Source organism: Pirellulales bacterium (assembly GCA_019636335.1).
Classification (GTDB): domain Bacteria; phylum Planctomycetota; class Planctomycetia; order Pirellulales; family JAEUIK01; genus JAHBXR01.
The window spans coordinates 24,601-49,793 of the sequence record JAHBXR010000002.1 but is presented as its reverse complement, the minus strand read 5'-3'; the positions used below and the strand labels follow the sequence as shown (position 1 = coordinate 49,793).

At 64.6% G+C, this 25,193-nt stretch carries 22 protein-coding genes; 8 read left to right on the top strand and 14 right to left on the bottom strand.

Features of this window, described 5'->3' with window-relative positions; translation table 11 throughout:
- Positions 1-14 precede the first annotated feature (14 nt).
- Positions 15-1,637: an acyl-CoA synthetase gene (locus KF708_02380; GenBank protein ID MBX3411538.1), complete on the bottom strand. Its 1,623-nt coding sequence runs from the start codon at positions 1,635-1,637 to the stop codon at positions 15-17.
- 295 nt (positions 1,638-1,932) lie between these two features.
- Here KF708_02380 and KF708_02375 point away from each other — a divergent pair, with 295 nt between their 5' ends.
- Positions 1,933-3,870: a hypothetical protein gene (locus KF708_02375; protein ID MBX3411537.1), complete on the top strand. Its 1,938-nt coding sequence runs from the start codon at positions 1,933-1,935 to the stop codon at positions 3,868-3,870.
- A gap of 26 nt (positions 3,871-3,896) precedes the next feature.
- On the opposite strand, the gene KF708_02370 is transcribed toward KF708_02375, so the two are convergent.
- The 7 genes from KF708_02370 to KF708_02340 all read right to left on the bottom strand — a co-directional run bounded on the left by KF708_02370 (position 3,897) and on the right by KF708_02340 (position 11,292).
- On the bottom strand, positions 3,897-4,664 hold the full coding sequence (locus KF708_02370; protein ID MBX3411536.1) for a 3-hydroxyacyl-CoA dehydrogenase: 768 nt from the start codon (positions 4,662-4,664) through the stop codon (positions 3,897-3,899).
- A gap of 162 nt (positions 4,665-4,826) precedes the next feature.
- Positions 4,827-5,981, bottom strand: a complete 1,155-nt coding sequence (locus KF708_02365) for a thiolase family protein (GenBank protein MBX3411535.1) — start codon at positions 5,979-5,981, stop codon at positions 4,827-4,829.
- Between the two features lie 102 nt (positions 5,982-6,083).
- Positions 6,084-7,709 carry a long-chain fatty acid--CoA ligase gene (locus KF708_02360; protein MBX3411534.1) on the bottom strand — a complete coding sequence of 542 codons (1,626 nt, stop codon included), beginning with the start codon at positions 7,707-7,709 and terminating at the stop codon, positions 6,084-6,086.
- Between the two features lie 149 nt (positions 7,710-7,858).
- Positions 7,859-8,557 (bottom strand): DUF1080 domain-containing protein, encoded by a 699-nt coding sequence (locus KF708_02355; GenBank protein ID MBX3411533.1) that lies wholly within the window; start codon positions 8,555-8,557, stop codon positions 7,859-7,861.
- A gap of 4 nt (positions 8,558-8,561) precedes the next feature.
- Positions 8,562-8,867, bottom strand: coding sequence for a polyhydroxyalkanoic acid system family protein (locus KF708_02350; GenBank protein ID MBX3411532.1), 306 nt, complete (start codon positions 8,865-8,867; stop codon positions 8,562-8,564).
- A gap of 196 nt (positions 8,868-9,063) precedes the next feature.
- Positions 9,064-9,906 (bottom strand): sugar phosphate isomerase/epimerase, encoded by an 843-nt coding sequence (locus tag KF708_02345; protein MBX3411531.1) that lies wholly within the window; start codon positions 9,904-9,906, stop codon positions 9,064-9,066.
- Between the two features lie 198 nt (positions 9,907-10,104).
- Positions 10,105-11,292: an iron-containing alcohol dehydrogenase gene (locus tag KF708_02340; protein MBX3411530.1), complete on the bottom strand. Its 1,188-nt coding sequence runs from the start codon at positions 11,290-11,292 to the stop codon at positions 10,105-10,107.
- Between the two features lie 558 nt (positions 11,293-11,850).
- Between KF708_02340 and KF708_02335 the strand changes: the two genes are divergently transcribed.
- Entirely contained in the window at positions 11,851-12,096 is a 246-nt protein-coding gene (locus KF708_02335) for a BON domain-containing protein (protein ID MBX3411529.1), read from the top strand.
- A gap of 369 nt (positions 12,097-12,465) precedes the next feature.
- Here the strand turns inward: KF708_02335 and KF708_02330 are convergent, their stop codons facing one another.
- Positions 12,466-13,710: a HEAT repeat domain-containing protein gene (locus KF708_02330; protein ID MBX3411528.1), complete on the bottom strand. Its 1,245-nt coding sequence runs from the start codon at positions 13,708-13,710 to the stop codon at positions 12,466-12,468.
- Between the two features lie 498 nt (positions 13,711-14,208).
- Here KF708_02330 and KF708_02325 point away from each other — a divergent pair, with 498 nt between their 5' ends.
- Both KF708_02325 and KF708_02320 read left to right on the top strand, forming a co-directional pair.
- The gene (locus tag KF708_02325) at positions 14,209-15,450 is read left to right on the top strand and encodes an aminotransferase class I/II-fold pyridoxal phosphate-dependent enzyme (protein MBX3411527.1); all 1,242 of its coding nucleotides are present in this window, start codon (positions 14,209-14,211) and stop codon (positions 15,448-15,450) included.
- Positions 15,451-15,683: 233 nt separating this feature from the next.
- A complete protein-coding gene (locus KF708_02320) occupies positions 15,684-16,829 on the top strand; it encodes a PLP-dependent transferase (protein ID MBX3411526.1) in 1,146 nt (381 codons plus the stop codon).
- Between the two features lie 60 nt (positions 16,830-16,889).
- On the opposite strand, the gene tcmP is transcribed toward KF708_02320, so the two are convergent.
- The 5 genes from tcmP to rraA form a co-directional block, all read right to left on the bottom strand.
- The gene (gene tcmP / locus KF708_02315) at positions 16,890-17,999 is read right to left on the bottom strand and encodes a three-Cys-motif partner protein TcmP (GenBank protein ID MBX3411525.1); all 1,110 of its coding nucleotides are present in this window, start codon (positions 17,997-17,999) and stop codon (positions 16,890-16,892) included.
- Positions 18,000-18,174: 175 nt separating this feature from the next.
- Positions 18,175-19,503, bottom strand: coding sequence for a hypothetical protein (locus KF708_02310; GenBank protein ID MBX3411524.1), 1,329 nt, complete (start codon positions 19,501-19,503; stop codon positions 18,175-18,177).
- A gap of 37 nt (positions 19,504-19,540) precedes the next feature.
- On the bottom strand, positions 19,541-20,734 hold the full coding sequence (locus KF708_02305; GenBank protein MBX3411523.1) for a hypothetical protein: 1,194 nt from the start codon (positions 20,732-20,734) through the stop codon (positions 19,541-19,543).
- Between the two features lies 1 nt (position 20,735).
- On the bottom strand, positions 20,736-21,248 hold the full coding sequence (locus KF708_02300) for an RNA polymerase sigma factor (GenBank protein MBX3411522.1): 513 nt from the start codon (positions 21,246-21,248) through the stop codon (positions 20,736-20,738).
- A 381-nt stretch (positions 21,249-21,629) separates the two neighbouring features.
- Positions 21,630-22,109 (bottom strand): ribonuclease E activity regulator RraA, encoded by a 480-nt coding sequence (rraA, locus tag KF708_02295; GenBank protein MBX3411521.1) that lies wholly within the window; start codon positions 22,107-22,109, stop codon positions 21,630-21,632.
- A 197-nt stretch (positions 22,110-22,306) separates the two neighbouring features.
- On the opposite strand from rraA, the gene KF708_02290 reads away from it, so the two are divergent.
- The 4 genes from KF708_02290 (at position 22,307) to KF708_02275 (ending at position 25,018) form a co-directional block, all read left to right on the top strand.
- A complete protein-coding gene (locus tag KF708_02290; GenBank protein ID MBX3411520.1) occupies positions 22,307-22,753 on the top strand; it encodes a response regulator in 447 nt (148 codons plus the stop codon).
- 145 nt (positions 22,754-22,898) lie between these two features.
- Positions 22,899-24,002: a hypothetical protein gene (locus KF708_02285; GenBank protein MBX3411519.1), complete on the top strand. Its 1,104-nt coding sequence runs from the start codon at positions 22,899-22,901 to the stop codon at positions 24,000-24,002.
- Positions 23,995-24,444 (top strand): response regulator, encoded by a 450-nt coding sequence (locus KF708_02280; GenBank protein MBX3411518.1) that lies wholly within the window; start codon positions 23,995-23,997, stop codon positions 24,442-24,444. The genes KF708_02285 and KF708_02280 overlap by 8 nt, the downstream gene beginning before the upstream one ends.
- 34 nt (positions 24,445-24,478) lie before the next feature.
- Positions 24,479-25,018, top strand: a complete 540-nt coding sequence (locus tag KF708_02275; GenBank protein ID MBX3411517.1) for a hypothetical protein — start codon at positions 24,479-24,481, stop codon at positions 25,016-25,018.
- Positions 25,019-25,193 lie beyond the last annotated feature (175 nt).

The following is a 25,193-nucleotide window of genomic DNA, read 5'->3' as shown; positions in this document are numbered from 1 at the left end:
CCGAGCCTCCTCGATTAGAGGCGAGCCGCGCGATCGCGCAGCTCGTATTTCAATACCTTGCCGGTCGACGTCTTCGGAAGCGGCCCAAAGACAACGGTCTTCGGCGCCTTGTAATGTGCCATCTTCGCGCGGCAGTGCTCGATCAGTTCTTGCTCGCCGATATCCGACGCATCGGGACGCAACAACACGAAGGCGCAGGGCGTTTCGCCCCACACCTCGCAGGGCCGGGCAACGACGGCCGCCTCGAGCACCGCCGGATGCTGGTAGAGCACCCCCTCGACCTCGATGGTCGAGATGTTCTCGCCCCCCGAGATAATGATATCCTTCGAGCGATCCTTGAGCTCGATGTAACCGTCGGCGTGGAGCACGGCGAGGTCCCCCGTGTGAAACCAGCCCCCGGCGAAAGCCTCGGCCGTGGCGCGGGGATTCTTCAAATACCCCTTCATGGTGATGTTGCCCCGCGTGAAGACCTCGCCCAGCGTCTGACCGTCGGCGGGCACGGGCTCGAGCGTCTCGGGATTCGCCACCAGCAGCGCTTCTTGCACCGGATAGCGGACACCTTGGCGCGACTTGAGCGCGGCGCGCTGCTCGGCCGGTAGCGAGTTCCACTCGTCGTGCCACTCGCAGATCACCGCCGGACCGTAGGTTTCGGTCAGGCCGTAGACGTGCGTGATGTGAAACCCGCGCCGTTCGGCCGCGGCAATCACCGAGGCCGGTGGAGGCGCCGCGGCGGTCATGACCTCGACCGTGGGACTGCCCAACGGACGCTGCGCGTCGGTCGCCTGCGCCAGCATGTTCACCACGATCGGCGCTCCGCAGAGATGCGTCACCCCCTCGCGCGACAGCGCCTCGAAGATCGGCTCGGGCGCCGTCCGCCGCAGGCAGACGTGCTTGCCCGCCACGAGCGAAAGTGTCCAGGGAAAGCACCAGCCGTTGCAGTGAAACATCGGCAAGGTCCAGAGATAGACGGGATGCTGCGGCAGGTGCCAGACGAGCGCGTTGCCAATGGCGTTGAGCATCGCGCCGCGGTGATGGTAGACGACCCCTTTGGGGTTGCCGGTCGTGCCCGACGTGTAATTCAACGCGATCGCCTGCCATTCGTCGTCGGGGGGAGACCAGCGAAAGTCGGGATCTCCCGTGGCAAGAAACTCTTCATACTCGACCTCTCCCAGACGGCGACCATCGCCCGAGAACTGGGGATCGTCGATGTCGATCACGCGCGGACGATGTTTTACTTGAGCGAGGGCCGCCTCGATGACGGGCGAGAACTCCCGATCCGTAATCAACAGCTTCGTCTCGGCATGCTCGAGCGTGAACGCGATCGTGGCCGCGTCGAGCCGGATGTTGAGCGAATTCAGCACCGCGCCAGTCATCGGCACGCCGTAATGCGCCTCGAGCATGGCGGGCACATTCGGCGCCATGATCGACACGGTATCGCCCCGCGCGATCCCCGCCGCGGTCAGGGCCGAGGCCAACCGCCGGCAGCGGGCATGGAACTCGGCGTAGTCGCGGGCGATCGGGCCATGCACGTAGGCCGGTCGGTGGGGAAAGACCGCGGCTGCCCGTGCGAGCAATCCCAGGGGCGAAAGGGGCACATGGTTGGCCGCGTTAGGGCCAAGACCGGTTTCGTAGATCAATGGTGTTCCCTCGAACGAATGATTACTATCCGCGCGGGCCAGGAGTTCTGAGAAGTGCGATGCCTGCTCGCGTCCCGAGCTTCCGTTTTCTGCCCTCGATTTCATTGCCGCGCGGAGCCGCCCGGTGGAGACCCCCGTCATTGTAACGCGTGACAGCAGATACCAACCAGATTTGCAGGTCACGTAACGAATGGCGATGCGATGGAGAATCTGGCGTGTAGCAACAGCCGGCCTTCTACGCTTGGGAAGGATAACCCAATCATTTCGTCCCGGCCCCGCGAATCGAGATCGATTTATGACACGACGCAACCGTTGCGCGCCCTTGGCCTTGCTCGCGCCGTTATTTTTGCTGGGTCTTCTTTTACCCCGCTGGACTTGGGCCGACGAAACCGCCCTGCGGCCGAGCGGCGTTCCTGGCCCGGCCACGCGCTCGCGGGCCGAGTTGGCCGAGCTGGTACGCAGCGCCCTGGATGATCCCCGCGCCGATGCAGCGCAGCAGCTCTCGCGCGATCATGCGGCGCTCGTGTCCGCCTTCCAGCGGCAGGAAGATTTCCTGCGCCGAAGCCACGCGCACGGCGCCGGCTGGCAACGGCACCTGCAGAGCGGCGTCTTGGCGGCCGAGCTGGCTAAAACCAATGGCGGCGATCTCGCACGGCTCGCCGCGATCCTGCCCGCGTACAAGAGCGGTCACGCCGGCCTCGAACGGCAACCACTGTACGAGGTGCGCGGGACACTCGAGCAATACTGCCGCAGCCTGCGCGCGGCGCGGCTCGACGATCCGGCGCACGAGTATCACGAGCATCTCACACGACTGGCACAAACGCTCGAACGGGGCCGGCTGCGATCGCGCTCGTACGAGGACATCGCCGCCTCGCTGGCCTGGCTCGATCAACATGGCTTCGCCCCCACGATCGTGGCGGCACTACGCGACGAGCTCGTGCAGCCCAACCTGTCGGTGCAACTTTCGGGACGTGCGCTTTGTTCGCAGCTCGATCGCACGCTGGACGAGGCCCTCACCATCAACGACACGCTCAACGGAGCGCATGTGACGGGGCGCGGACGATTGACCGGCCACGTCACGTTCGATCTCGTGCCACACCACGATCGCGCGGCGATCCGCCTGCGGGTCGACGGCCAGATCCAGACACGCACCACCGCTCGAAGCGGGCCGGTCGGGCTCGAGGGAACCGGCCTCACGCATCTGACTGGCCAAAAACTGATTCTGGCCGACGGCGACACGTTCCAATCCTTGCCGGCGCAAGTCTCGGCCGAGACGCGCTTGCGCCCCACGGGGGTCTGGTCGACCTTCCGCGGACCGGTGCTCGATCGCGCGGCGCGACGCATCGGCTGGCAGCGCAATCTCGACAGCCTGCCCAGCAGCGCGTGGAACGTCTCGCGCCGCGCCGAACGCGACCTGCGACGGCGCATCGATGCCGAGGCCGCCACGCTCGTCGCCTCGCTCGAACAAGCCTACATCGACCAGGTGCGGGTGCCCTTCTCCCGGCACCATATCTTTCCCGAACGGGTAGGCTTCCGCACGACGCACGAGCACCTGCTGCTCGATGCGACGCTCGTCGCACCGGGTCAGTTGGCGGCCATGTCGCCACCCCCCACGCATGACTCGGCGGCGATCGCCTCGCTGGCAATCCACGAATCGTTCTTCAACAACATGACCGACACGGCATTGTCGGGACGGACGCTACAGTCGACCGAACTGGCGGGCGTGCTCGAGAAAATGCTGGGAGAGACTCCCTTCGGTTTCGAGTCGGTCGACGGCGTACCGTGGGAAATTACGGTGGCCGACCACGCTCCGCTCGAAATTCGACTGGGCGAAGGAGACGTACACGTCACGATCCGTTGCTGCAAGGTCGTGGCCGGGCCCGAGATGTTCGACGTCCCCTTCGCGGTCGGCGCGAAGTATCTCGCCACGATCGACGGAGACGCCATCGTCTTTCATCGCCAGGGAGGACTGGGCGTGTCTGGTCCGGCCGTCGGTGGCATCGGCAAACTGAGCGACGGCGTCACCGATTCGACAGCGAAAATCGCCGAGCGGTTCGAGATGCTCTTGCAAGAGGAACTGCGCTTCACGGCCGATCTGCTTCCCTTCACCCTGCCCATCACAGGCAAGCTGGTGCCCAAGCGGCTCGTGCTGAGCGAAGGTTGGATGCACCTGGCGCTCGACACGACCCCCGCCACGCCCCCCACGGCCATCGCCACTGGAAGTTCACGCTAACCTGGCACAACGATCGGCGCTCGTCGTTACTTTGGCGCCATGCGAATCGCGCCGTCGAGGCGGATCGTCTCGCCATTGAGCATCGGGTTTTCGACGATCTGCTGGGCGAGTTGAGCATATTCGTCAGGCTTGCCCAGTCGCGCGGGGAACGGCACCTGGGCGCCGAGCGACAGGCGTGCTTCCTCGGGCAGGCCCGCCATCATCGGCGTCTCGAACAGCCCCGGCGCGATGGTCACCACCCGGATGCCGAACTTCGCCAGCTCGCGTGCGATGGGAAGGGTCATGCCGACAACACCCCCCTTCGACGCGCTGTAGGCGGCCTGGCCGATCTGGCCATCGAAGGCGGCCACCGAGGCGGTATTGATAAAGACGCCACGTTCCCCCTCGGCATTCGCCTCGGCGCCGGTCAGGGCGGCGGCCGCCAGGCGAATCACGTTGAACGTGCCGATCAGGTTCACCCGAATGATGGCGGCGAAGACGTCGAGATTGTGCGGGCCTTCCTTGCCGGCCACGCGCATCGCGGTGCCGATACCGGCGCAGTTCACCGCGCCGTGCAGTCCGCCGAACTTCTCCTTGGCGGCGGCAATCGCGCGGTTCACGGCGGCCTCGTCGGTGACATCGCACTCGACGAAGTGGGCATTCGCGCCGAGTTCCTGCGCCACCCCCTCACCAGCGGGCTTGTTCATGTCGGCGATCACCACCTTGCCCCCGGCTTTGACAAAGCGGCGGGCCGTGGCGGCGCCGAGCCCCGAACCGCCGCCGGTAATGATGAACGTGGTCTTGTCGAGTTGCATGGCTGGAGTTCCCTCGGATGCTTGAATGCTGAATACGCGCGAGCCTGTTTGCTCAGCGCGAGAGTTTTCTGTGCGCCGTTCGGTGCTGCTGCTCTGTCACCACCCGACCCCTCTCCCACGGTGGGGAGAGGGGAGGGCATGGTCTCGAATCGATTGGTAGCGCTAGATGCGCTCGATGATCGTGCAGGTGGCCTGACCGTGGCCGATGCACATCGTTTGCAAACCGAGCGTGCCCCCCGTGGCTTCGAGGCCGCTGAGCATCTTGGCCATCAGGCCGGCGCCGGTGCCGCCGAGCGGGTGCCCGTGCGCAATCGCTCCCCCCCAGGGATTCACCTTCGACATATCGGCGCCGAGCTCCTTGGCCCACGACAGCACGACCGTGGCGAACGCCTCGTTGATCTCGATCCAGTCGATGTCCTTGAGCGTCAGCCCGGCGCGAGCCAGCGCCTTCTGCGTGGCGGGAATGACGCCGGCAAGCTGCAACGTGGGATCGTCACCCACGGCGACGCGGGCGAGGAAGCGCGCCCGCGGCTTGTAGCCCTGCGCCTCGGCCACTTCACGATCGGCGATCAAGACCGCGGCGGCGCCATCGGAGATCTGGCTCGAGTTGGCGGCCGTCACCACGCCGTTGCCTCCGGGACGGAACACCGTGGCCAGGCTGGCGATCTTCGCCGGGTCGAGCTTGTCGCGAACTCCCTCGTCCCGCGCGAGCGTGACCTTGTTGCCTTCGGCGTCGACCGCTTCGGTGGGCAGGATTTCCTTGTGGCGATTTTCCTTCAGCGCGGCGCTGGCGCGGCGATGGCTTTCCATCGAGAACTCGTCGCACATCTGGCGCGAGAGGCCCCATTTCTCGGCCATCCGCTCGGCGCTTTCTCCCTGATGGATCAGCTCGAAGCGGGTAAACAGCTCGGGGTTCATCTTGTCGAGCGAGCCGACGTCGCTGAACATCGGGGCGCGGCTCATGTGCTCGACGCCGCAGCCGATGACGAAGTCCGCATCGCCGGCAGCCACTTCCTGCGCGGCAAAGTGGACCGCCTGCTGGCTCGAGCCGCACATGCGGTTCAGGCTCACCGCCGGCACCTCGACGGGAAAACCAGCCAACAGCACGCCCAGGCGGCCGATGTTGGCTCCCTGCTCTCCCGCCTGCGAGACACAGCCGGTAACGACATCGTCGACCCGCGCGGGATCGACCTTCGCGCGGTCGACCAGACCACGCAGCGCCCGGGACAGCAACTCGTCGGGGCGAATGTTCTTGAAGGCGCTTTCTTTCCGCGCGAAAGGAGTCCGAACGGCTTCCAAAATGACAGGCTGTGGCATGACGGGCTCCTTCGAGGGCTACGTGTCTGCGGATGAGTTGATGGTTCGATTCTACAGGTGTGTCGTCATTGTACCGAGCGGGGCAGGCAGGCGTTTCGCCCCCTATCCCACTTGGCAGTAATAATTCTGGAACTGCTCTCGCAGCTTCGACTTCTGAAACTTGCCCGCCGACGTTCGGGGGATGGACTCCACGAATTCCACGGCATCGGGGAGCCACCACTTGGCGAACTGCGGGCGGAGGAAGTCGATCAATTCTTCCTGCGTGGCGAGACGCCCCTGCTTGAGTACCACCACGGCCAGCGGCCGCTCGGCCCACTTGGGGTGCATCACCGGCACCACGGCGGCCTCGGCCACGGCGTCGTGCCCCATCAGGGCGTTCTCAAGCGCCACGGAACTGATCCATTCGCCTCCCGACTTGATGACGTCCTTGGCGCGGTCTTGCAAATGGACGCAGCCGTCAGGGTCGATCGCCACGATATCCCCCGTGCGAAACCAATCGTCGGGCGTGAACGAGGCGGCCCCTTCCGGGCTGTTGTAATAGGCGTTGGCGATCCACGCGCCGCGACATTCGAGCTCCCCCATCGACTGGCCGTCCCAGGCGATCTCGCCATTCTCGTTGCGGCCGCGCACCTCGACGAACGGCGCTGGCTTGCCCTGCTTGGCGCGGTAGTCGAGCTGCGCATCGAGCGGGGCTTCGAGCAGGTGCTGCGGAAGATTCGCCACGGTGCCCATCGGCGCCAGCTCGGTCATGCCCCAGGCATGCACGACGTTCAGGCCGTGCCGCTCCTCGAACGCGCGGATCATCGAACGCGGCGCGGCCGAGCCACCCACGATCATCGCGCGCAGCCGCGAGAGGTCGTAGCGTCCTGATTCTTGATCGAGGATCTGCAACATGCCGAGCCAGATCGTCGGCACGCCGGCGGTCATGGTCACCTGCTCCGCCGACAGTTGCTCGAGCAGCAAGCGAGGATCGAGATGGGGGCCGGGAAAGACCTGCTTCGCCCCCACGAGCAGACAACCGAACGGAATGCCCCAGGCATTGGCGTGGAACATCGGCACCACGGGCAATACCGTGTCCGCCTCGCGCAGGCCGAGCACGTCGACGGTGGCCGCGGCCAGCGAATGCAAGGCGATCGCGCGATGCGAATAGAGCACCCCCTTCGGCCGCCCCGTCGTGCCCGAGGTGTAGCACATGGCCGCGGCCTGGCGCTCGTCGAAGTCGGGATAGACGAAGTCGCGCTCGTGGACCGAATCGAGCAGCTCTTCGTAATCGATCGTGCCTGGCGGCAAATGATCGTTGCCGTGCCGCACGACGATCACCTGCTGGAAGGGGACACGATCGCGAAACGGCGCGAACAGCGGCCACAGCACGTCGTCGACGATGACGATCTTGTCTTCGGCGTGACCGGCGATGTAGGCCAGGTCGTCGTGGTGCAAACGCAGATTGAGCGTGTGCAGCACGCCGCCACAGCAGGGAATGCCGAAGTACGCTTCGAGATGCTGGTAGTGATTCCAGCAGAACGTGGCCACGCGATCGCCACGTTCGATGCCAAGCTTGTTGAGGGCCAGCGAAAGCCGCTTCGTACGGCGCACCATGTCGGCGTACGTGTAGCGATGACTCGACCGATCGGGCAGCCGCGAAACAACCTCGCGGGCGGCGAACAATTGCTCCGCGCGGCGCAGTATCGCCGGCAGCGTGAGCTGGTAATCCATGATCAAGCCGTGCATGCTTCCCCCGCCACGGGCCAGGAACCGGCCCACAAAAGGCGTCTTGATTGTAGCGGCCGGTAGAGGGCCAGCAAACAACTCGCGCCCGTCCGTTGTAGGTCAGGTACGCCGTACCTGACCATCGATCGAGTTGGCTACGTCGAGAAGTGTCAGGTACGGGGTACCTGATCTACTTCACGCAGGCGAATGTTGCGGAAGCGCATCTTGCGGCCGCCGTAGTTTTGCAGGCCGAGGTAGCCCGTCGGCCGCTTGAGGCCCGGGTGCTCTTCTTCGCGCTCGGGATAGCGGTCGAGATCGACGTCGAGGACTTCCTGGTCGTTTAGCTTCACCACGAGTTGGCGGCCCACCGCGCGGATGGAGATCTTCTGCCACTCCCCCGCGGGCTTCAACGCGCCGGGCTTGGGGCCTGCGATGTCGTACAGCGCGCCGGTGTTCTGCACGGGCTTGAGATCCCGATACTCCGGCGCGAACTCGTCGAGCAGTTGGATCTCCATCCCCAGACGCGAGGTGCGCCCCCCATGCGGAGCGCGGATGAAAACGCCGCTGTTCCCCCCAGGCGGCAGCACGAACTCCAACTCCAGCTCGAAGTCGGAGAACTCGCGGGTCGTCGACAGCCAGCCCCCGGCCTCGGCCGGCGTGAGATCGCCGTCGATGACTTGCCAGCAATCGGCGGGCTCTCCCACCACCTGCCAGCCCTCGAGGTCGCGACCGTTGAACAAATTGGTCCAACCGGTCGGCTCGTCGTCGGCCCGTACGGCGAAGGATAGGTTTGCGACGGACACGAGCACCAGCGCGGCGCACGCATATTGTACAAGCGAACGATCGGACCGGCGCAGTGTGCTGTACATCGCCTCAGCTCCGCAGCACGCGGGTAAGTTGCTCGCGGATCGTCGACTCGATCTTGCCGCGAAACATCATGGCCGCTAGCGGGATCTTGCTGTCGACCACCACTTCCTCGTGCGAGATCGTCATCTTGCCGCTGGTCGAAAAACCCATCGCGCTGAAGGCGAAGCGGACGAATTCGTCGTTCCACTCCTCTTCGAGATTGTTGACGTGATCGCCGTACTGCGACTTCACCATCTCGAGAAAGCGCTGCAATCGCTCGCGGGCTTCCTCCTGCGACAACGAATGCGCGACCGAAAGATTCAGGCTGGGCATGATACGTACTCCGTTCTCGTGTCAGTTCGATTTCCCGGCCCCGCTCGGTCGATCATGTCTATCCCCAGATTACACAGATTTCGCAGATTTGAAGACACTCGCCATTCCTCGTCTCCTCGGGCAATCGACTCAAAGAACAGAGCAATCAAATCTGCGTAATCTGCGTAATCTGTGGATGAATCCCTTTCGCTGAAATTCAGCCGATCTTCGCCTTCAACTCCGTGAGCAAACGCACGGCGTGGCCGATCTCGGCCTTCTGACGCTCGGGCTCGCGCGGGATCTCGCGTTCGATGGTGAGCGGGCCGTGATAGCCGACCTTGTCGAGCGTGCGCAGGTAGTTCTCCATGCCCACCTCCCCGGCTCCCAACTCGGTTTCGGTACCCCATTCTTCGCCAGGACGAGCCGCCCAACGGGCATCCTTGCAGTGGACGCTGCGCACGTAGCGACCGACCTTCTCCAACGCCTCGATCGGCTCGCCCGAGCCGTAGAGGATCATGTTCGCCGGATCGAAATTGACATAGAGATTATCGCGGGCCACATCACCGATGAACTGCACGAGCGCGTCGGCCGTCTCCTGGCCGGTTTCGAGGTGCAGCGCCTGGCCGTTCTTCTGACAGTGATCGCACAGGTCGCGCGTGACCGTGAGAATCTCGCCGTACAGCGGATCGGACTTGTCGTGCGGCACGAAACCCAGGTGCAGCGCGACGATCTTCACGTCGAGCAGCCTGACAAAGTCGGCGATCTCTTTCATCTCGGCCAGCCGCGCGGCGCGCGTCTCGCGCGGCACCAGCCCCACGGTGCGCACCACGGTGGGGATATCGGCGTAGCTCTCTCCCTCGAAGCCGCCGAAGACCGCCGTCAGGCGAATGCCGAGCGCGCTCAGCCGTTCGAGAAACGCCTTGGCGTGCTCCGGCGTACGCTGGGCGCGGCTAGGGGCGTGCAACTGAATGGTCGGCACGCCCAACTCCTTGGCCACGTCGAGCTGCACACCCAATCCGGCGTCGATGCTGGCAAAAACTCCGATCGGCCACTTTTCCACACGCGTCTCCTTGTTTCGGTTTCGCCCATCCCGGCGGCCCCTCCGTGCCGCGCTCGGCAGCGTCGGCTCATGCTACACCTTGCCCCGCGGCGGTTCAAACAGGCTGCTTAGAGCGGCAAAGGCTCACGCGAAGCCGCGGAGGGATCGAACGCATTCCTCCCATCCATCTCGCTCCCCCCTCCACGCCTGCGTGAGCGATTAAAGCATTTCGCTCAGCAGAGAAGCCAGTTCCTCATCGCCGATGTCGCGTGGGTTGCCGCTCATGCTGTTGCCGCGCGAGTCGCGCACGAGCCCGGCGATCTGATCCTGCCGCACGCCCAATGCCGACAGCCGCGTGGGAATCGCCAGTCGCCGGCACAACTGTTCGACGACGGTCACCGCGGCATCGGCCGCTTGCGCATCGTCAGTGAAGTTGTGCCCACACAGCGCCGGCGCCAGTTGTGCGAAGGCCTGCTGGCAGACATCACGGTTGGCGCGCATCGCCACCGGCAGCATCACGGCACACGCCAGTCCATGCGGCACGCGGGCATGGACCCCCAGCGCAGCGGCAACGCCGTGAGCCAGGCCGAGTCCCGAGTTCGCCAAGGCCATGCCCGAGAGAAGCGCCGCATGCGCCAGCGCTTCTCGCGCGGGGCGATTGTGCCCCTGCTCGACGGCGGTGACAATCGCCGGGACCGCCCGAGCAAGTCCTTCGAGTGCGAGCGCCTGGGGCAGTGGCTGCGCGCGGCGCGAGACGTAGCTTTCGATCAGTTGCGTAATGGCATCGAGCCCCGCATGAGCTGTCACCGCGGCGGGCAGCGACACGGCCAGTTCGGGATCGACCAGCACGACCTGCGGCACGAGCCGCGCGTCGCGCAGGCTCTTCTTGAACGGCGGATCGTACGAAGAGATCACGGCATTGCGCGTCGCCTCGCTGCCGGTGCCCCCCGTGGTCGGCATGGCGAGGATCGGCAGAGGCTCTGCGTCGAGCGTCAGGCCGCGCCCCACCCCTTCGAGATAATCCTTCACCGAATCACCGCCACGATTTGTGGCCAGGGCCGCGACCCCCTTGGCCAGATCGAGCGCCGATCCCCCACCAATCGCCACGACGAAATCGCCGTCGGCCGGCGCAAGCTGCCGAGCCAACTCGACCGCCGCATCCACGTCCCCCACCTCGGGCTCGTGCGAGATGTTCGCCAGCCGCTCGACCGCCATGCCCGCCGTTCGCAGCGCATTCCCCACTTCATCCAGGGCGCCCGACGATTCGAGCGTCCGCGACCCGGCCACGATCATCGCCCGGCGTCCAAGCGGCCGGGCCAACTTGCCGACCTCCGTCCGGCGTCCCCAACCAAAATGGATGCCAGCCGGCGTGGTAAAGTCATATTGAAGGGGCTTGTTCGTCGACATGGCGAGCGATCATAGGCGTCGCTCGGCCGGGAATCCACCCATCGGAACACCGTCGACGGCGCCCCTGGGGCCATTTCCGTCTCGGCGCACAGGAACATCCACGGCAGATGAGCAAATCTGCTGGAGGACTTGCTTGCGCACCGATGGTTCAGGGGAGCCCACCAAACGTGCCTGCCCCTTAAGCGTCATGCGCGACTTTCGCCGAATTCGCGGCAATTCACTGCGCGACACAGTGGCAGCGTCGTGCATCGGGCTTGTGCATGCGCTTCGGGTACTGCCGAAGCACCCCAGCGGTGTTCCAGAATTTATTGCCTTCTGCAATGCGTTATTGGTACGCGAGTTACATCGTTTGCTTCCCGTGGAGGAAGACATTCCCTCAAGAATGCCCGGTATGCTTTGGCACGCCGCTTGCTAATAACTGCTCCCGAAGAAGGATGAAACCACTCGCAACTTGAAGGCACAAGGCGGTCATCCGAATTACGCGGAAACAACAAGTGGGTAGATGCGGATCGTGATCGAACGTCCGCTGGTGAAATTCAAGAGAGCGAGGAGTAAGCGATGGTGTCGAGCGGAGAACTACGAGTGAGTGCGGCCGATCGCGATCGTGATCTCGAACGTCAGATCACGCAGTTGTTGGCCGAACGTCACTGTCACTCGTTGCGTCGTCTGCAGGTGCAAGCCCGCGATGGCATCGTGACGCTGCGAGGCCAGGTCCGCTCCTTCTACGAGAAACAACTGAGCCACGATTGCTGCCGACGAGTCGACGGCGTCGTGCGAATGGTCGATGCGGTCGATGTCGCTTGATATCCCGCTCGCCCCTGCGAACCAAACCATGCCGCGTGTGTCTGACCTGTAGCGACGCGGCCGCTGACTCAAGCTGAGGAGTGCGACTCACCAAGCAGAAGAAGTCACAACTCGATTTTCGCCCGTCTTCCCCCCACGACGAGCGCAGCCCTGGGAGGGCACCTCTTTTCCCCTGCTTCCCTCGCCCCTCCCAGGGCTTATTTTATGCGCCGAGGTTGGCGCAGGTCGCAGGCCTCCCCATGCCTTTTGGCTTGCGATTCTCTTTCTGGCGTACGCGGCGTACACTGCAACCGCGCGTGCAGGCACCGTAGGAGTTCCCATCCCGGAGAATTCCGCCTCCGATGCGCGTTGCCGGCCGGCAACGCGATTTCACCGCGCGGAAGAGGTGGATATGGGCGTTTCGCCGCGATGCGATTGGCGCCAAGCGCGCCATTTGGCCAGCGCCGCGTCGCGATCGGCCGCGCTGTGGAAGCCCACCGTGTTCAACACGAAGAGCATCTGATGATTCCGCCGCACGGACGAGAAGCCGAACTCGGCGTGATCTTGCGCCGCCAGGTGGACCGCCACGGCCAAGGCCAGATCGCGCAGCTCCATAGGGAACTGCCCCTTGCCATCCTGCAGCACGCCGCAGATCTGCGTGTCGTCGAGATGCGCTTCGATGATCGGCAGGTGGCTCGTATCGCCGAAACGTCCCGTTACCAGTAGCGCGTATTGCACGACCGGCGACGACGCTTCGGTTTGTTCGAGCGCGGCCAGGGCCGGCGGCAATGCTTCCTCGAGATCGTAGCGCAGCGCGAGCATGTAGTTCTGATAGCTCGACGCCGTCCCCTCGCGCGAGACCCACGCCCCCACCACTTGGCGCAGAGCGTAGGCGTCGTTGCGCTTGGCCGACTGCTGCATTGCCTGCTGAAAGCTCGGCTGGTAACTGAAGTTGTGCAAGTAGGAGATGACCTCGTCCGAAACGGGCAAGCTCGGATTCGAGGCAGCGAAGTAGAGTGCCGCCACCGTCCCCAGCGTCGCTTGCTGCCGAACGCGCGGATCGGGATCGATCATGCCACGCTGAATCTGCTCGCACCGCGCGAGGAACATTTCCTGCGCGGCCCCGGAGCTATCGTCTACCGCCTCGAGCAGATAGGGCTCGTAACGGTGCATCTCGGCAAAGAGAGACCGGGCGCCACGATCCTCGCCGGCCAATTGCTTGAAACGCTGCCAGCCGGGCAGGTCGACCTTCAACTTGCCCTCGCGATCGGCGGCAAACGCCTCGAGCTGCTCGCGATGGTCGACCTCGAGCACGACCGCCAGCACCCGCCGGCAGCGGCTTCGCACCTCGGCGTCATCGCTCTCGAGGCCCGCCAGCAAGGCGGGCTTGGCCGCGGAACCCAGCTTTGAAAGGGCCGCCGACGCCCGCTGCCGGATATCGAACGAGTCGTGCCCCAAGAGGGCCACAAGTTCCTCGGGACGCAGCTCGCGGCGCTGTCCCTGAGCGGCCTTGGCAGCCGGCGTCTCCGGCACCGACGGACGCAACGCCCGCACCTTTACCGGCGGACGTGGCACGGCGCCCGACTGCGGGGGGGCGGCCGAGAGGAAGGCCGGAGTTCCACTAAGAACGACCACCCACGATGCCAGCCAGACTGGCACACGACCAAGGCGATGAAGTTCGTTGAGCGGCCGCATTGGGCAGGGCTCCCCGCGCCGCCGACCGCGAAACCCACGGTCCAACAGGCACAGGCTCCATTCTGCCACGCCTTTACGGCAGAATCCAGCAGGCAGTGACATGCGCTTTCTTGCCGATGGTCACCAACGTCTACTCGGGGTTGAAGTGCGAAGACGCGCAACGATTTGTCATTCGCCCACTGCCCACTCCTGGTCTCCGAACAGTCTCTTGCGGCGGGTGTCCTGGGGCATTAAGATGCTGAGACTGGGATTTGCGGCCGCTTGCAGCCTTCCTCTGCTAAAGTGCCACCGCGTCGGATCGGCCAAGCCCGAACCAGCGGTCCAACCACTAGCCCAAAGAGAAGCCGCACGTGCGCCACAGCGCCTGTGCGGCTTTTTTTTCGCGCGGGCGCGATTCCCACACCACTCTTTGCGGAGCAAAGCGACATGGGAACCGCCATGAGCGATAAGAACTCGAACGCCGCCAACCCGCGCCCTGCCGATCAGACGGCGGGCGCCCTCCCCCCGGCCGTCGGCAGCTCGACCCTGGCCGTGCATGCCGGCGAAGCCCGGCAGAAGCTCGGCGACTCGATCACCGATCCGATCTTCTGTACGGCGACGTACACCTTCCGCGATAGCCAGTCGGTGATCGACTTCATCGAGCAGAAGCAGCAGCGCGAAGAGTACGGCCGCTACGGCAACCCGGGCGAAAAGGTCGTCGAGCGCAAGTTGGCCGCCCTCGAAGGGGCCGAGGCTGGCTTGCTCTTTACCACCGGCATGAGCGCCCTGGCCACGTTCCTCCTGGCCAAGCTCAACTCCGGCGACGAGATCCTCCTCTTCGACCAGTGTTATCACCGCAGCCGCGAGTTCTGCGTGAAGCACCTGGGCCGTTACGGCGTCGTGACGAAGCAGGTACCCGCCTGCGACTACGCCGCGATGGAAGCCGCCATCACGCCGCGCACGAAGCTGCTGATTAGCGAGTCTCCCACGAATCCGCATTTGAGCGTCGTGGATCTTGATCGCTTCGTCGAAATCGGCCGTCGCCACGAGATCGAAACGTTGATCGATGCCACGCTGGCCACGCCGTACAACCTGCAACCGATCGCCGCGGGGGTCGACTACGTGCTCCACTCGGCCACGAAGTACCTCGGCGGCCACAACGATCTCTTGGCCGGCGTGCTCGTCGGCCGCACCGACGATCTCGAACCGGTCCGCAAGCTGCGCGGCATCATGGGCACGCTCAATTCGCCCCACAACATCTACCTGCTCGAGCGCGGCCTGAAGACCTTCGAGCTGCGTATCCAGCGCCACAATGCCAATGGCATGGCCATCGCCCGCTATCTGGAAAAACATCCTCGCATCGAAAAGGTGTACTATCCCGGTCTCGAGTCGCACACCGATCACGAGATCGCCGCGCGCTCCATGCGTGGGTTCGGCGGTCTGGTCACCTTCCTGGTAAAAGACGCCGACTGGCGCGCGACGGCCCGCGTGGTCGATGCCTTCCGCATCCCGCGCATCGGGCCGAGCCTGGGGGGCGCCGAGTCGCTCGTCGAGCAGCCGCTGGTGATGAGCTACTTCGAATGCACGCCCGAGGAACGCAAGACGTACGGTATTCCCGACAACATGATCCGCCTGGCCTGCGGCATCGAAGATACCGCCGACCTGCTGGCCGATCTCGAACAAGCACTGGCCACCCCGTAGTAGTCGATCTATCGCTCAATGTCAGGCACGAAGTAGGTGGCTCTCCGAAAAATGCGACCCAGAAGACTCTATCCTCAAGCTGACATTCATCGATAGATCGACTACTAGGTCAGGTACGCGCGTACCTGACAAGTCGATCGAGTTGCCACTTCCAACGTTGTCAGACACTATCAGACACTAAGCGAGCACGAAATAGAAATCGCTGTCAGGTACGGAGTACCTGACCTACAGGCATGCAATTTCGCACCCGAGCCATTCACGTTGGACAGGAGCGCGACACCGCGACCGGTGCCGTCGTACGCCCGATTCACCTGGCCACCACCTACGTGCAACCTGCCGCCGGCGAATGGGGCGAGTATGACTACTCGCGCAGCGGCAATCCCACCCGGCGCTCGCTCGAAACGACGCTCGCCTCGCTCGAAGGGGGCGTGGGCGCCCTTTGCTTTGCCTCGGGCATGGCCGCCACGCACGCCGTCACCATGCTGCTCGAACGGGGCGATCACGTCGTCGCTGGCACCGACGTCTACGGCGGCACCTATCGCCTGCTGCACCAGATCGTGAATCGGGCGGGCGTCGACGTGAATCTCGCGCCGTCGTCCGATCTCGCCCGCTTCGAGGCCGCCATCAAGCCCCACACGAAGCTCTTGTGGATCGAGACCCCCGGCAACCCCTTGCTCTCGATCACCGATATCCGCGCTTGCGCCGAGATCGCCCATCGCCACGGCTGCCTGCTCGGCGTCGATAGCACGTTCGCCTCCCCCGTGCTCACGCGACCGCTGGAGCTGGGCGCCGACATCGTCATGCACTCGGCCACCAAGTACCTGGGGGGGCATAGCGACGTGCTGGGCGGAGCGCTCGTCGTGCGCGACAAGGCCCTCTACGAACGGCTCTACTTCGTGCAGAATGCTACCGGCGCCGTGCTCGGCCCGTTCGAGTCGTTTCTGCTCTCGCGCGGCTTGAAGACCCTCGAGCTACGCGTCCGCGAGCATGCCCGCACCGCACAACTGCTGGCCGAGTGGCTCGTCACCCACCCGCGCGTGAAACGGGTGTTGTACCCTGGTTTGCCCTCGCACCCGGGCCACGAACTGGCGAAGCATCAGATGCATGGCGGCTTCGGCGCCATGATCAGCTTCGAGACGGTGGGAGACTTCACCACCGCCAAGCGCATCGTCGAGTCGACGAAGTTGTTCCAACTGGCCGTAAGCCTGGGCGCGGTCGAGTCGCTGATCGAGCAGCCCGCCTCGATGTCGCACGCCAGCTACGCGGCCAAGGATCGCGCGGCCAATGGCATCGCCGACACGCTCATCCGCCTGAGCGTCGGTCTCGAGGCGTTCGACGACCTGCGCGAAGATCTCGACCAGGCGCTGGCGAACGACTGAGCCGGACGAGAGCAGCCCAGCGGCATGGCAGGCAAATCTCGCCCCGCCCCGCTCGATTCGTCAAGCGCGCGGCTTGGGAAACACGATCGTGGCCCGCGCGATCGCGCCGCGGCGGCGTGGCGGGCAGGGGGGATCGATCGTAACCCTGCGCTCCGCTTCGAGCCGCAGCACCACGTCGCGATAATCCTTCTCGACAAAGGGCCGGCCCACGCTGTGATGCTCGAACAGCTCGGCAAACTTCCAGCGCTCTCCCGCACAGTCGGTCAGCAACAGCCCTTCCAACTCCTCGACGGGGCGCAGCAGCTCGTAGAGCGCCGGGCAATCGGGCTCGGCCGGAAGGTATTCGAACGCGGTCGCGCCCGGCTCGGCGCTTCGCTGCTCGGCCAACACCTCTCGCATGATGGCGTAACCGCGAAAGTTCTTGCTCACGAAGAGCAGATCATGCGTGCCGGCAGCCCCCTCTCGGTGGCGATAGCGAAACGGCAACACAAATCGGCCCCCCATGCCCTCGAGCGCCTGCTTCATCTCCTCGACGACGATCGCCGCGCGACGTTCATCCCTCGCGTCAGCGGCTTGCAACCGGGCGTCCAGCGCCGCGGCGCGCGGCGCCCCCAGCAGCTCGACCAACCGCTCGTGGTGCATGGGCGAGTGAATGCCCCCCGCGCGGCGCCCGGAAGTAAAGAACAGCATCCCGTCGCAGCCCCAGCCTTGCAGAATCGAATGGATGAGCTCCGACACCGAGGCTTCCACGCCAAATGGCTCGACCAACAGCAAGGTCGGCACCAGCCGGCGGGCCGCCAGCAGCCCACTCAGCTCCGCCCCCACTTCGCCGCCAAAGACGCTCGGCGGGTGGCGTAAGCGCTCGACCCCGGGCAACGCGGCGATGGCTGCCTCCAGCGAGCGCGTGTTCGCCTCGCTACGATCGAAGAAGACCGGCACGAGCCGCTCGGCGAGCTCGGGATCGGCCAGCGCGCGATGCAGGATCGTCAGGGGAGTCGTCGACACCCCGTCCCGATCGAAACCCGGCCCGGCAAACAGATCGACGTACGCGATGCGATTGGTGGTCCGATATCGCTTCTGCGCCCTGATCAGATTCTTTGCCCAGGTGAGAAAGTACCGAGTAAAAATCTCGGACTTGATGAGCGACGTCTCCGCCTGCTCATCAAACATCGGCCCTGACACACTCTTGCCCTCTCGCCATCTCGTGCGACCCACGCCAGAATGTACATGCGTATATTCTGGCGAGCAACACGAACCGTGCGAGAAGTGACCAAAATTAGTGTGATTACACTAGCCTTCACAAGGCTGCCATCGTGCGTACGCCCCTCGCGTCTGGCCGCAGACCCTATTTGGCCCCCGCCCCAGCCACCGCCTCGACGATCAAGTAGAGCCGCGGTCCCGAGGCGTTCGGAGTTCCCGGTTCCAGCGTCAAACCACCGGCGACGACCGGCTGGCCGAGGGGCACGCGAATCGTCGTGGCCAGTTGCTGCGAGACCACCTCGCTCTGGTCGAGGTGCGTAATGCCGCCGAAGGAAACGGCGCCGGTCGCGGCGGGCTGCCACTGGCTGACGATGCTACGCAGATCGAGCACGACGGCGTCCTGCCCCGGCATGGTGATCGGCGTTACTTCGAACATGATGCCCGAGTGCTGTGTCGAGACAATCGGCTGATAACCGACATGCTGATTCAGTGTGGCAGTTTGCAACGAATTGGGAGGTGACGGTCCGGAGACGGGCGCCTCACTCTTTTCCACCTCTGCCACTTGTGCCAGCACTAGTTCGTCGATCCGAACCTGTTCGCTCGCGGCGATTGCCGTCGGAGAATCAACTACGGCGTGGGCGATGGCGGACTCCACTGGCAGAGCTCCCTCGAGTTGGCCCACCACGGGGATGACGCTGGTCACGGCGCTGCGGAACCGCCCCGACACGATATGCACCGTTTGCCCGTTGAAGCAGGTAACTTCACCGGCATCGACGATTGCCGACGTGGCCGGACGCGGCGCGGTCGAGGCCTCCGTGGACAAGGCCTTGAGCTTGGCGCGATCGATTTGCGGCGGCGAGGTGTCGGGCGCGCCCTCGGTGAGCGCGGCAAACTGCTCGCCATCGAGCACCGCCCACTGGGCACGCACCGTAATGGTGTCTCGCATGCCTTGCTTGCGCAAGTCGGAAAGCAGAGCGGCGATTTGCTCGTGAATCGCCGCGGTCTGCACGACGATTAATTGCTCGCGGAAGATCGAGATGTGTCCATCGCTCCCCACTTGATCCCAACTCTGCGGCTCCACGTAGGAGGTGATGACATTCATGAGGTCGTCAATCAATAGACTCGCCCGATCGTCTTGTACATTGAACTGACCGCCGCCGCTTGGCATTCCACCTCCCATTCCACCGCCAAATCCGCCCCCTCCACCGTTGCCGGTGGAGCTTCCCATGCCACCAAAGCCCACGCCGCCACGAGCACGGGTGCCGGAGATCTCGATTCCCGGGAACGGATAGTTCCGCGGAGTGAAGACGAGATCTGCCACCGGATAAACTCGCGTCAACAGCACTGGACGCTTCGCCTCTCCACCGGCCTCGCTCTCCTTCTGCTCGGCACGCGCGATGTGTGTCGGCGGCTCTATCACAAGCACCATGAAGCCGACGAGAGTCAAACAGCCCAGGCGTGAAGTAACGTGCATGGGTCTATCCTTGGAAAGTCTAGGGGTACGTGAAGAATTAATTCAGACGTAGGACACTTGCGTATTGTGCCGACACGGCCTGTACCGAAGGCCATAGTCGCAGATCGGTGCGGGCATAAGCCAAAAATTCGCTGGCCACGGCGTCCTTGCTCATCAAGAGTGCCACCAGGGCCTCGCGACGAGCGTTGTTCTGCATCACGATCTGTGCCAGTCGCCGCGACACGGCGGGGTCGTTTCGCGCCGCCAAGGCCCGGGCCGCGACGATTCGCTCGTCCACGTCGGGACTGGCCAGCGCGGCGAATAGCCCCTCGATCGGCGGATTTTCGGCCGCGACGAGCGCGGCGATGGCATCTTGAGTTATCGACGGATGGCGCAACAGCGCAAGATACGCTGGCGTGTTCTCGGCAGCGTCGCGCCGCAAGAGTGCCGCGAGCCAGGCTCGGCGTCGCTCGGCACTCTCGGCGCGATACGCCAGTTCAGCCAGCTCGTGCGTCTCGCACAGACGCTCGATCGCCGCCAGCACCTCGTCGGGACAGTGGGGACGCAAACTGTGGTTGATCAAGAATAACAACGAGTCGCGCGTCGCCAGCGTCGCCAGCAGTCGCAGGGCGACCGCCTGTTTCGCTCCGCGCGATTGCTCGACGAGTGCCCGCAAACGCGACTCCGCATCGACATGTGTTTCGTCGAGCACAACGGCCGCCGCGGGCAGGTCTTCGGCGCCATTCGCCAGCAGCCGCGCGATCACGCTTTCCAAGTCATCCCTGGCCTGTTCGGTTGGTGCGACCGGTTCCGTCGGAGCGTCCTGTTCGAACGGTCGCCGCTCCTTCGCACGCGCTTGCTGCTGGCGCCGCACGATGGCCAGCTCGAACGGATTCGCTTCACGCGACGCCACAGAAACCGCCAAAGGCACCGGCGCTACGGCATTCTCCTCCGGCGCAGGTAGCGGACCCGGCAGGTTCAAGGGCGCAGCAGGACTCTCCGGCGCCACCTCGACGAGCGCCGGCAACGGCGACTCGACGGTCATCATTTGCCAGGTGAGCGATCCGCCGACCAGCACCACCGCGGCGAGCGCCATGCCGGCCACTCGCGCGCCGTCGACGATGCGCTGCCGCCGGTGAATCTTGCGCCAGCGCTCCGCAAGATGGGACGTCTGCTGCGCGTCGGCCTCCGACCAGCGTGCTGCACGCAACAGGTCGTCGAGCGGATCGTCGTGGGGGGCTTGCCAGTTCATGTCACTTCTCGGCCAAATAGGGGCCCAATTGTCGACGGAGTCTCGCCCGCGCCAGGCTCAACGTCGAATAAACATTGGCTTCGGTCGTCTCGAGCACGCTGGCGATCTCGCCGGCGGCGAGTCCTTCGTAAGCGGCCAAGACGAGTACCTCGCGCTGTCGCGGCGGCAAGGTCGAAACGCATCGCGCCACGATCTCGCCCAACTCGTCGGCGATCATCTGCTCGCTCGGCGAGACCTGCGCCGCCTCGATCTGCCGCTCGTCGAGCGACTCGGTCATCGTCGCTTGCACCGCGCGATCGCGAAACACATTGACGACGATCCGGAACAACCAGGTCTCGAACCGCGACTCTCCGCGGTACGTTTTCCACGATCGTGCCGCGCGCAGCATCGCTTCCTGCACCACCTCATCCGCCAGATCGCCATGGCCCGTCAGCCGCAGGGCGAAGCGCAGCGCCGCGGGCAGGCTCTCGGCCATCAAGCGGTCGAACGTCTGCCTGCCTTCCGGAAGCGCCATCGCCTGCGGTCCCTGTTCCTGCCAGAAGCCGGTTCGGCCTTCCAACACCTTAGACCGGCCGCAGGACGGAATCTCAAAAGAATTCTGCTGGGAAGGGCAAATTGGTCGCGCAGCGACAAGAGGTTCGTTTCGACCGGACCGGCGTTGTGGCGAGGCTGTGCTGCTGAAATGCGCCTGCCCGATCGACCCTCTGGTTGCTGCGCAACACCGACGACGGTGCGACTCGAGTGTGTTGTCGTGCGCGACGTCGCGCCGCACCATCGTCTGCTACCCGGTGGTATGGAATTGGAACACCACGACACGACGACACAACGAATTCAGGTTCGATCGCCAACAAATTCCCAAACGCAAATCGTGAGCGTGGGGGCCGATCTGGTACTCTCAGCCCAACGACCCGGTCGAGAGCAGGATGCCATCGGCGTCGGCGTACAGGAACTGCCCTGGGACGAAGGTCACGCCGGCAAAGCGCAGCACGACGTCGCGCTGGCCCGAATTGCGTTTCTCGCTCTTGAGCGGGTGGGGCGCAAGCGCCTTCACCCCCAGTTCGATCTGGGCCAGATCGGCCACATCGCGCACGCAGCCATAGACGATGACGCCGCTCCAACCGTTGCGATGCCCCAGGGCGGCCAGTTGATCCCCCAGCAGGGCACAGCGCAGGGAGCCGCCGCCATCGACGACGAGCACGTGCCCCTTGCCCGGCTCTTCGAGCGCGGCCCGCACCAGTGAATTGTCTTCGTGCGTCTTCACCGTGGCGATGGGACCCTGAAACGCGATCCGTCTGCCGAAGTCCCGAAACAACGGCTCGGCAATCTGCACCACGCCCGGGTGAGCGTCGGAAAGGTCGGTCGTCTTGAATCCCATGATGGTCCGCTCCACTGGTTCTGCTGGCGCCACGCGGGGCTGGGGGGCGGCGGCGGGCCAAGTTTAGCCCCCCTTCCCGGGCATGACCATGCCTCGCCCCGGCAAGCAGCCCCAAACGCTTCCGCTAACCAGAGCCCCTCATTAAGCTGGAGCCAGGGAGAGGTGAAGCCCATGGCACCTGGGGCCGGAGGGAAGCGATGATGCACCGCGACACGGTTGGTCGGCCGATGGAGATTCTCCTCATCGAGGACAACCTGGCCGACGCTTGCCTCACGATGGAAGCCCTGCGCGAAGGGAACTTCGAGCACCGCCTCACCCTGCTACGCGACGGCTGCGACGCACTCGAGTTCCTACGCCGCGAAGGCAAGTACGCCCGCGCCCCGCGACCCGATCTCATCCTGCTCGATCTCGAGCTGCCGAAGCTCGACGGGCGCGAAGTGCTGACCGAGATCCACGCCGACCCCGAGTTGTGTTCCGTGCCGGTCGTCGTACTGACGGTCTCGCATTACCACGAAGAACTGGTCGTGCAAGAACGGCTCGACGCCGACTGCTACATGGTGAAACCGATCGAATGGCCGGGCTTCGTCGACCTGGTGACCCGCTTCCGCCGCCGTTGGGCCGCCGACGTGCTGCTGCCGATGTGACGTAGGAGGCTGTAGGCTCTAGGTTAGAGACTGTCGAGGGTCAAGAATTACCCCCCGCGCTGCGGCGAAGATCGATGCTGCTCCGTCCGCGACGAGAGCCCACACAAAAACCCTCCGGCCTACAGCCTGAAGCCTCCAACCTCCTATGACTCCTCGTCTCCGGATCCTGCTGATCTGCTTCATCCTGGCGGCGGCGATCTTTGGCGTCGACTACATGACACCCCTGGGCGTGGCATGCGGCGTGGTTTACGTGGCAGTCGTCGTCGTGGCGCTCTGGTCGCCGCAACGGATCGATGTGATTATCATCGCCGAAATCTGCACCACCCTCGTCTTTCTCGATCTGTCCTTCTCGGCCCGGCGGGGCGATCTGTGGCAGGATCTGGCCAACCGCTTTCTGGCGATCTTTGCCATCTGGGTGACCGCCATGCTCGGGCTGCGCCGCAAGCGAGCCGAAGAGCGCCTCGAGCTGCTCAACGAAACCCTCGAGCACCGGGTCGCCGAGCGCACCGAAACGGCCGAGCAGCGTGCCCGCCAGCTCGCGCAGTCGATCACCGAGCTCGAGCACAGCAACCTCGAGTTGCAGCGCTTTGCCTACGTCGCTTCGCACGATCTGCAAGAGCCGCTGCGAATGATCACCGGCTTCTGCGATCTCCTGCAGCGCCGCTACCAGGGGCAATTCGACGAGCGCGCCACCCAGTGGATCGGCTTCGTCGTCGAGGGGGGGCGGCGCATGCAGATCCTGGTACAGGATCTGCTAAACTATACCCGCATCGACTACCAGGCCCGGCCGTTCGAACCGACCGATTGCGGCGCCGTGCTGCAGGAAGCCTTGGCCAACCTGCGCAGCTCGATCGAGGATCTCGACGCCAGCGTCACGCACGACCCGCTTCCCACGATCAACGCCGATTCCTCGCAATTGCTGCAAGTGTTTCAAAACCTCATCGGCAACGCGATCAAGTTTCACGGAGATGCTCCGCCGCACGTCCACGTCTCGGCCCAGCCGCACGACGACGGCTGGCGCTTTTCGATCCGCGACAACGGGCTGGGCATCGAACCGCAGTTCGCTGAACGGATCTTCGAGATCTTCAAGCGTCTGCACGGGCGCGATCGCTACCCCGGCAGCGGCATCGGCCTGGCAATCTGCAAGCGCGTCATCGAACGGCACGGCGGACAGATCTGGGTCGAGCCGGGCGAAACCAGCGGCAGTGTCTTCTTTTTCACCATTCCGGCGAGGAACGGTCATGAGTAATGCGAGCACGCAGCGACGCGCCGCCCGCATCCTGCTGGTCGAGGACAACCCGGCCGACGTGGAACTGACGCGCGAGGGTTTCGGCGAGATCATGCTCGTCCACGATCTCTACGTGGCCCGCGACGGCAGCGAAGCGATCGCCTTTCTTTGCCGCGAGGGAAAGTTCGCCGAAGTACCCCGTCCCGACCTGATCCTGCTCGACCTGAACCTGCCCGGCCGCGAAGGTCACGACGTGCTCAGCGAGATCAAGAGCGACAATTCCCTGCGCCGCGTGCCGGTGATCGTCCTCTCCAGCTCGCGCTCGGAGCGCGACATCACCCGCGCGTACGAAGCGCACGCCAACGCGTACATGACCAAGCCCACCGATTTCGACGGCGTCGTGAAGATGCTGCAAGCGATCGTTGATTACTGGTTCGGCATGGTGCGCCTGCCGAGCGTGTGAGCTCGCGTCGCGTCCCTCGTCGAGAATCTCGCCCGTGAAGCTCGCGCCGCCCAGATTCACGTTGCGCATGCTGCTCGTGCTCGTGGCGTTGGCGAGCCTGCTCTTTGCCCTGCTGCCGCTGTTCGACGCGCAGCGCCACCAGCGCCGGCAGGCCCGCGAGCTGGAAACCCTGGGGGCCACCATCCTGTTGACGCGCGAGGCGCCGGGCTGGCTCGATCGCCTGCCGACCTTCTGGCTCGACCGTCATGGCGAGGCCTTCGCCCGCGTCGATTCGATCGACCTGGTTGGCGTAGACGTCGACGATCGCGTCGTCGAGCTGCTGGCCGGCTGCCGCGAGGTCCGCTTCGTCGATCTGAGCTTTTCCGCCATCACCGACGAGCAGTTCGCCCGATTGCAGACGCTGACACAGTTGCGCGTGCTCAATCTGTCGAACACCCCGCTGACGAACGCCAGCCTGCCAGCGCTCATGGCGCACGAGACGCTCGTCGATCTCGACCTCTCCGGTACCCCTCTCACGCCCGACGCCGTCGAGAAGCTGCAAACGGAGCTCCCCCACCTGGATATCGATCATTAGAAGACAATTTGCGGGTCTCGGTCGTCGAATGACGCGGCGAGTGTCCGCAAACACGCTGGTGTTTGCGTCTGTGCAAAGTTCTTGCCGTGCGGTGGTGGACACCGAATCTCGTCGGTGGCCGTGGCGCGCTATTCACAGATCGACGATGGCGGAAATCACCTGTTTGATTTCCCAT

Bases quoted from the DNA above. Each gene is read 5' to 3' on its own strand.
- KF708_02300 (MBX3411522.1), bottom strand. From the start codon at position 21,248: ATGGCGCTTCCGGAAGGCAGGCAGACGTTCGACCGCTTGATGGCCGAG.
- KF708_02355 (MBX3411533.1), bottom strand. From the start codon at position 8,557: ATGTACAGCACACTGCGCCGGTCCGATCGTTCGCTTGTACAATATGCG.
- KF708_02360 (MBX3411534.1), bottom strand. From the start codon at position 7,709: ATGCACGGCTTGATCATGGATTACCAGCTCACGCTGCCGGCGATACTG.
- KF708_02350 (MBX3411532.1), bottom strand. From the start codon at position 8,867: ATGCCCAGCCTGAATCTTTCGGTCGCGCATTCGTTGTCGCAGGAGGAA.
- tcmP (MBX3411525.1), bottom strand. From the start codon at position 17,999: ATGTTTGATGAGCAGGCGGAGACGTCGCTCATCAAGTCCGAGATTTTT.
- KF708_02320 (MBX3411526.1), top strand. From the start codon at position 15,684: ATGCAATTTCGCACCCGAGCCATTCACGTTGGACAGGAGCGCGACACC.
- KF708_02340 (MBX3411530.1), bottom strand. From the start codon at position 11,292: ATGTCGACGAACAAGCCCCTTCAATATGACTTTACCACGCCGGCTGGC.
- KF708_02290 (MBX3411520.1), top strand. From the start codon at position 22,307: ATGATGCACCGCGACACGGTTGGTCGGCCGATGGAGATTCTCCTCATC.
- KF708_02335 (MBX3411529.1), top strand. From the start codon at position 11,851: ATGGTGTCGAGCGGAGAACTACGAGTGAGTGCGGCCGATCGCGATCGT.
- KF708_02375 (MBX3411537.1), top strand. From the start codon at position 1,933: ATGACACGACGCAACCGTTGCGCGCCCTTGGCCTTGCTCGCGCCGTTA.
- KF708_02285 (MBX3411519.1), top strand. From the start codon at position 22,899: ATGACTCCTCGTCTCCGGATCCTGCTGATCTGCTTCATCCTGGCGGCG.
- KF708_02365 (MBX3411535.1), bottom strand. From the start codon at position 5,981: ATGCCACAGCCTGTCATTTTGGAAGCCGTTCGGACTCCTTTCGCGCGG.
- rraA (MBX3411521.1), bottom strand. From the start codon at position 22,109: ATGGGATTCAAGACGACCGACCTTTCCGACGCTCACCCGGGCGTGGTG.
- KF708_02310 (MBX3411524.1), bottom strand. From the start codon at position 19,503: ATGCACGTTACTTCACGCCTGGGCTGTTTGACTCTCGTCGGCTTCATG.
- KF708_02305 (MBX3411523.1), bottom strand. From the start codon at position 20,734: ATGAACTGGCAAGCCCCCCACGACGATCCGCTCGACGACCTGTTGCGT.
- KF708_02280 (MBX3411518.1), top strand. From the start codon at position 23,995: ATGAGTAATGCGAGCACGCAGCGACGCGCCGCCCGCATCCTGCTGGTC.
- KF708_02325 (MBX3411527.1), top strand. From the start codon at position 14,209: ATGAGCGATAAGAACTCGAACGCCGCCAACCCGCGCCCTGCCGATCAG.
- KF708_02370 (MBX3411536.1), bottom strand. From the start codon at position 4,664: ATGCAACTCGACAAGACCACGTTCATCATTACCGGCGGCGGTTCGGGG.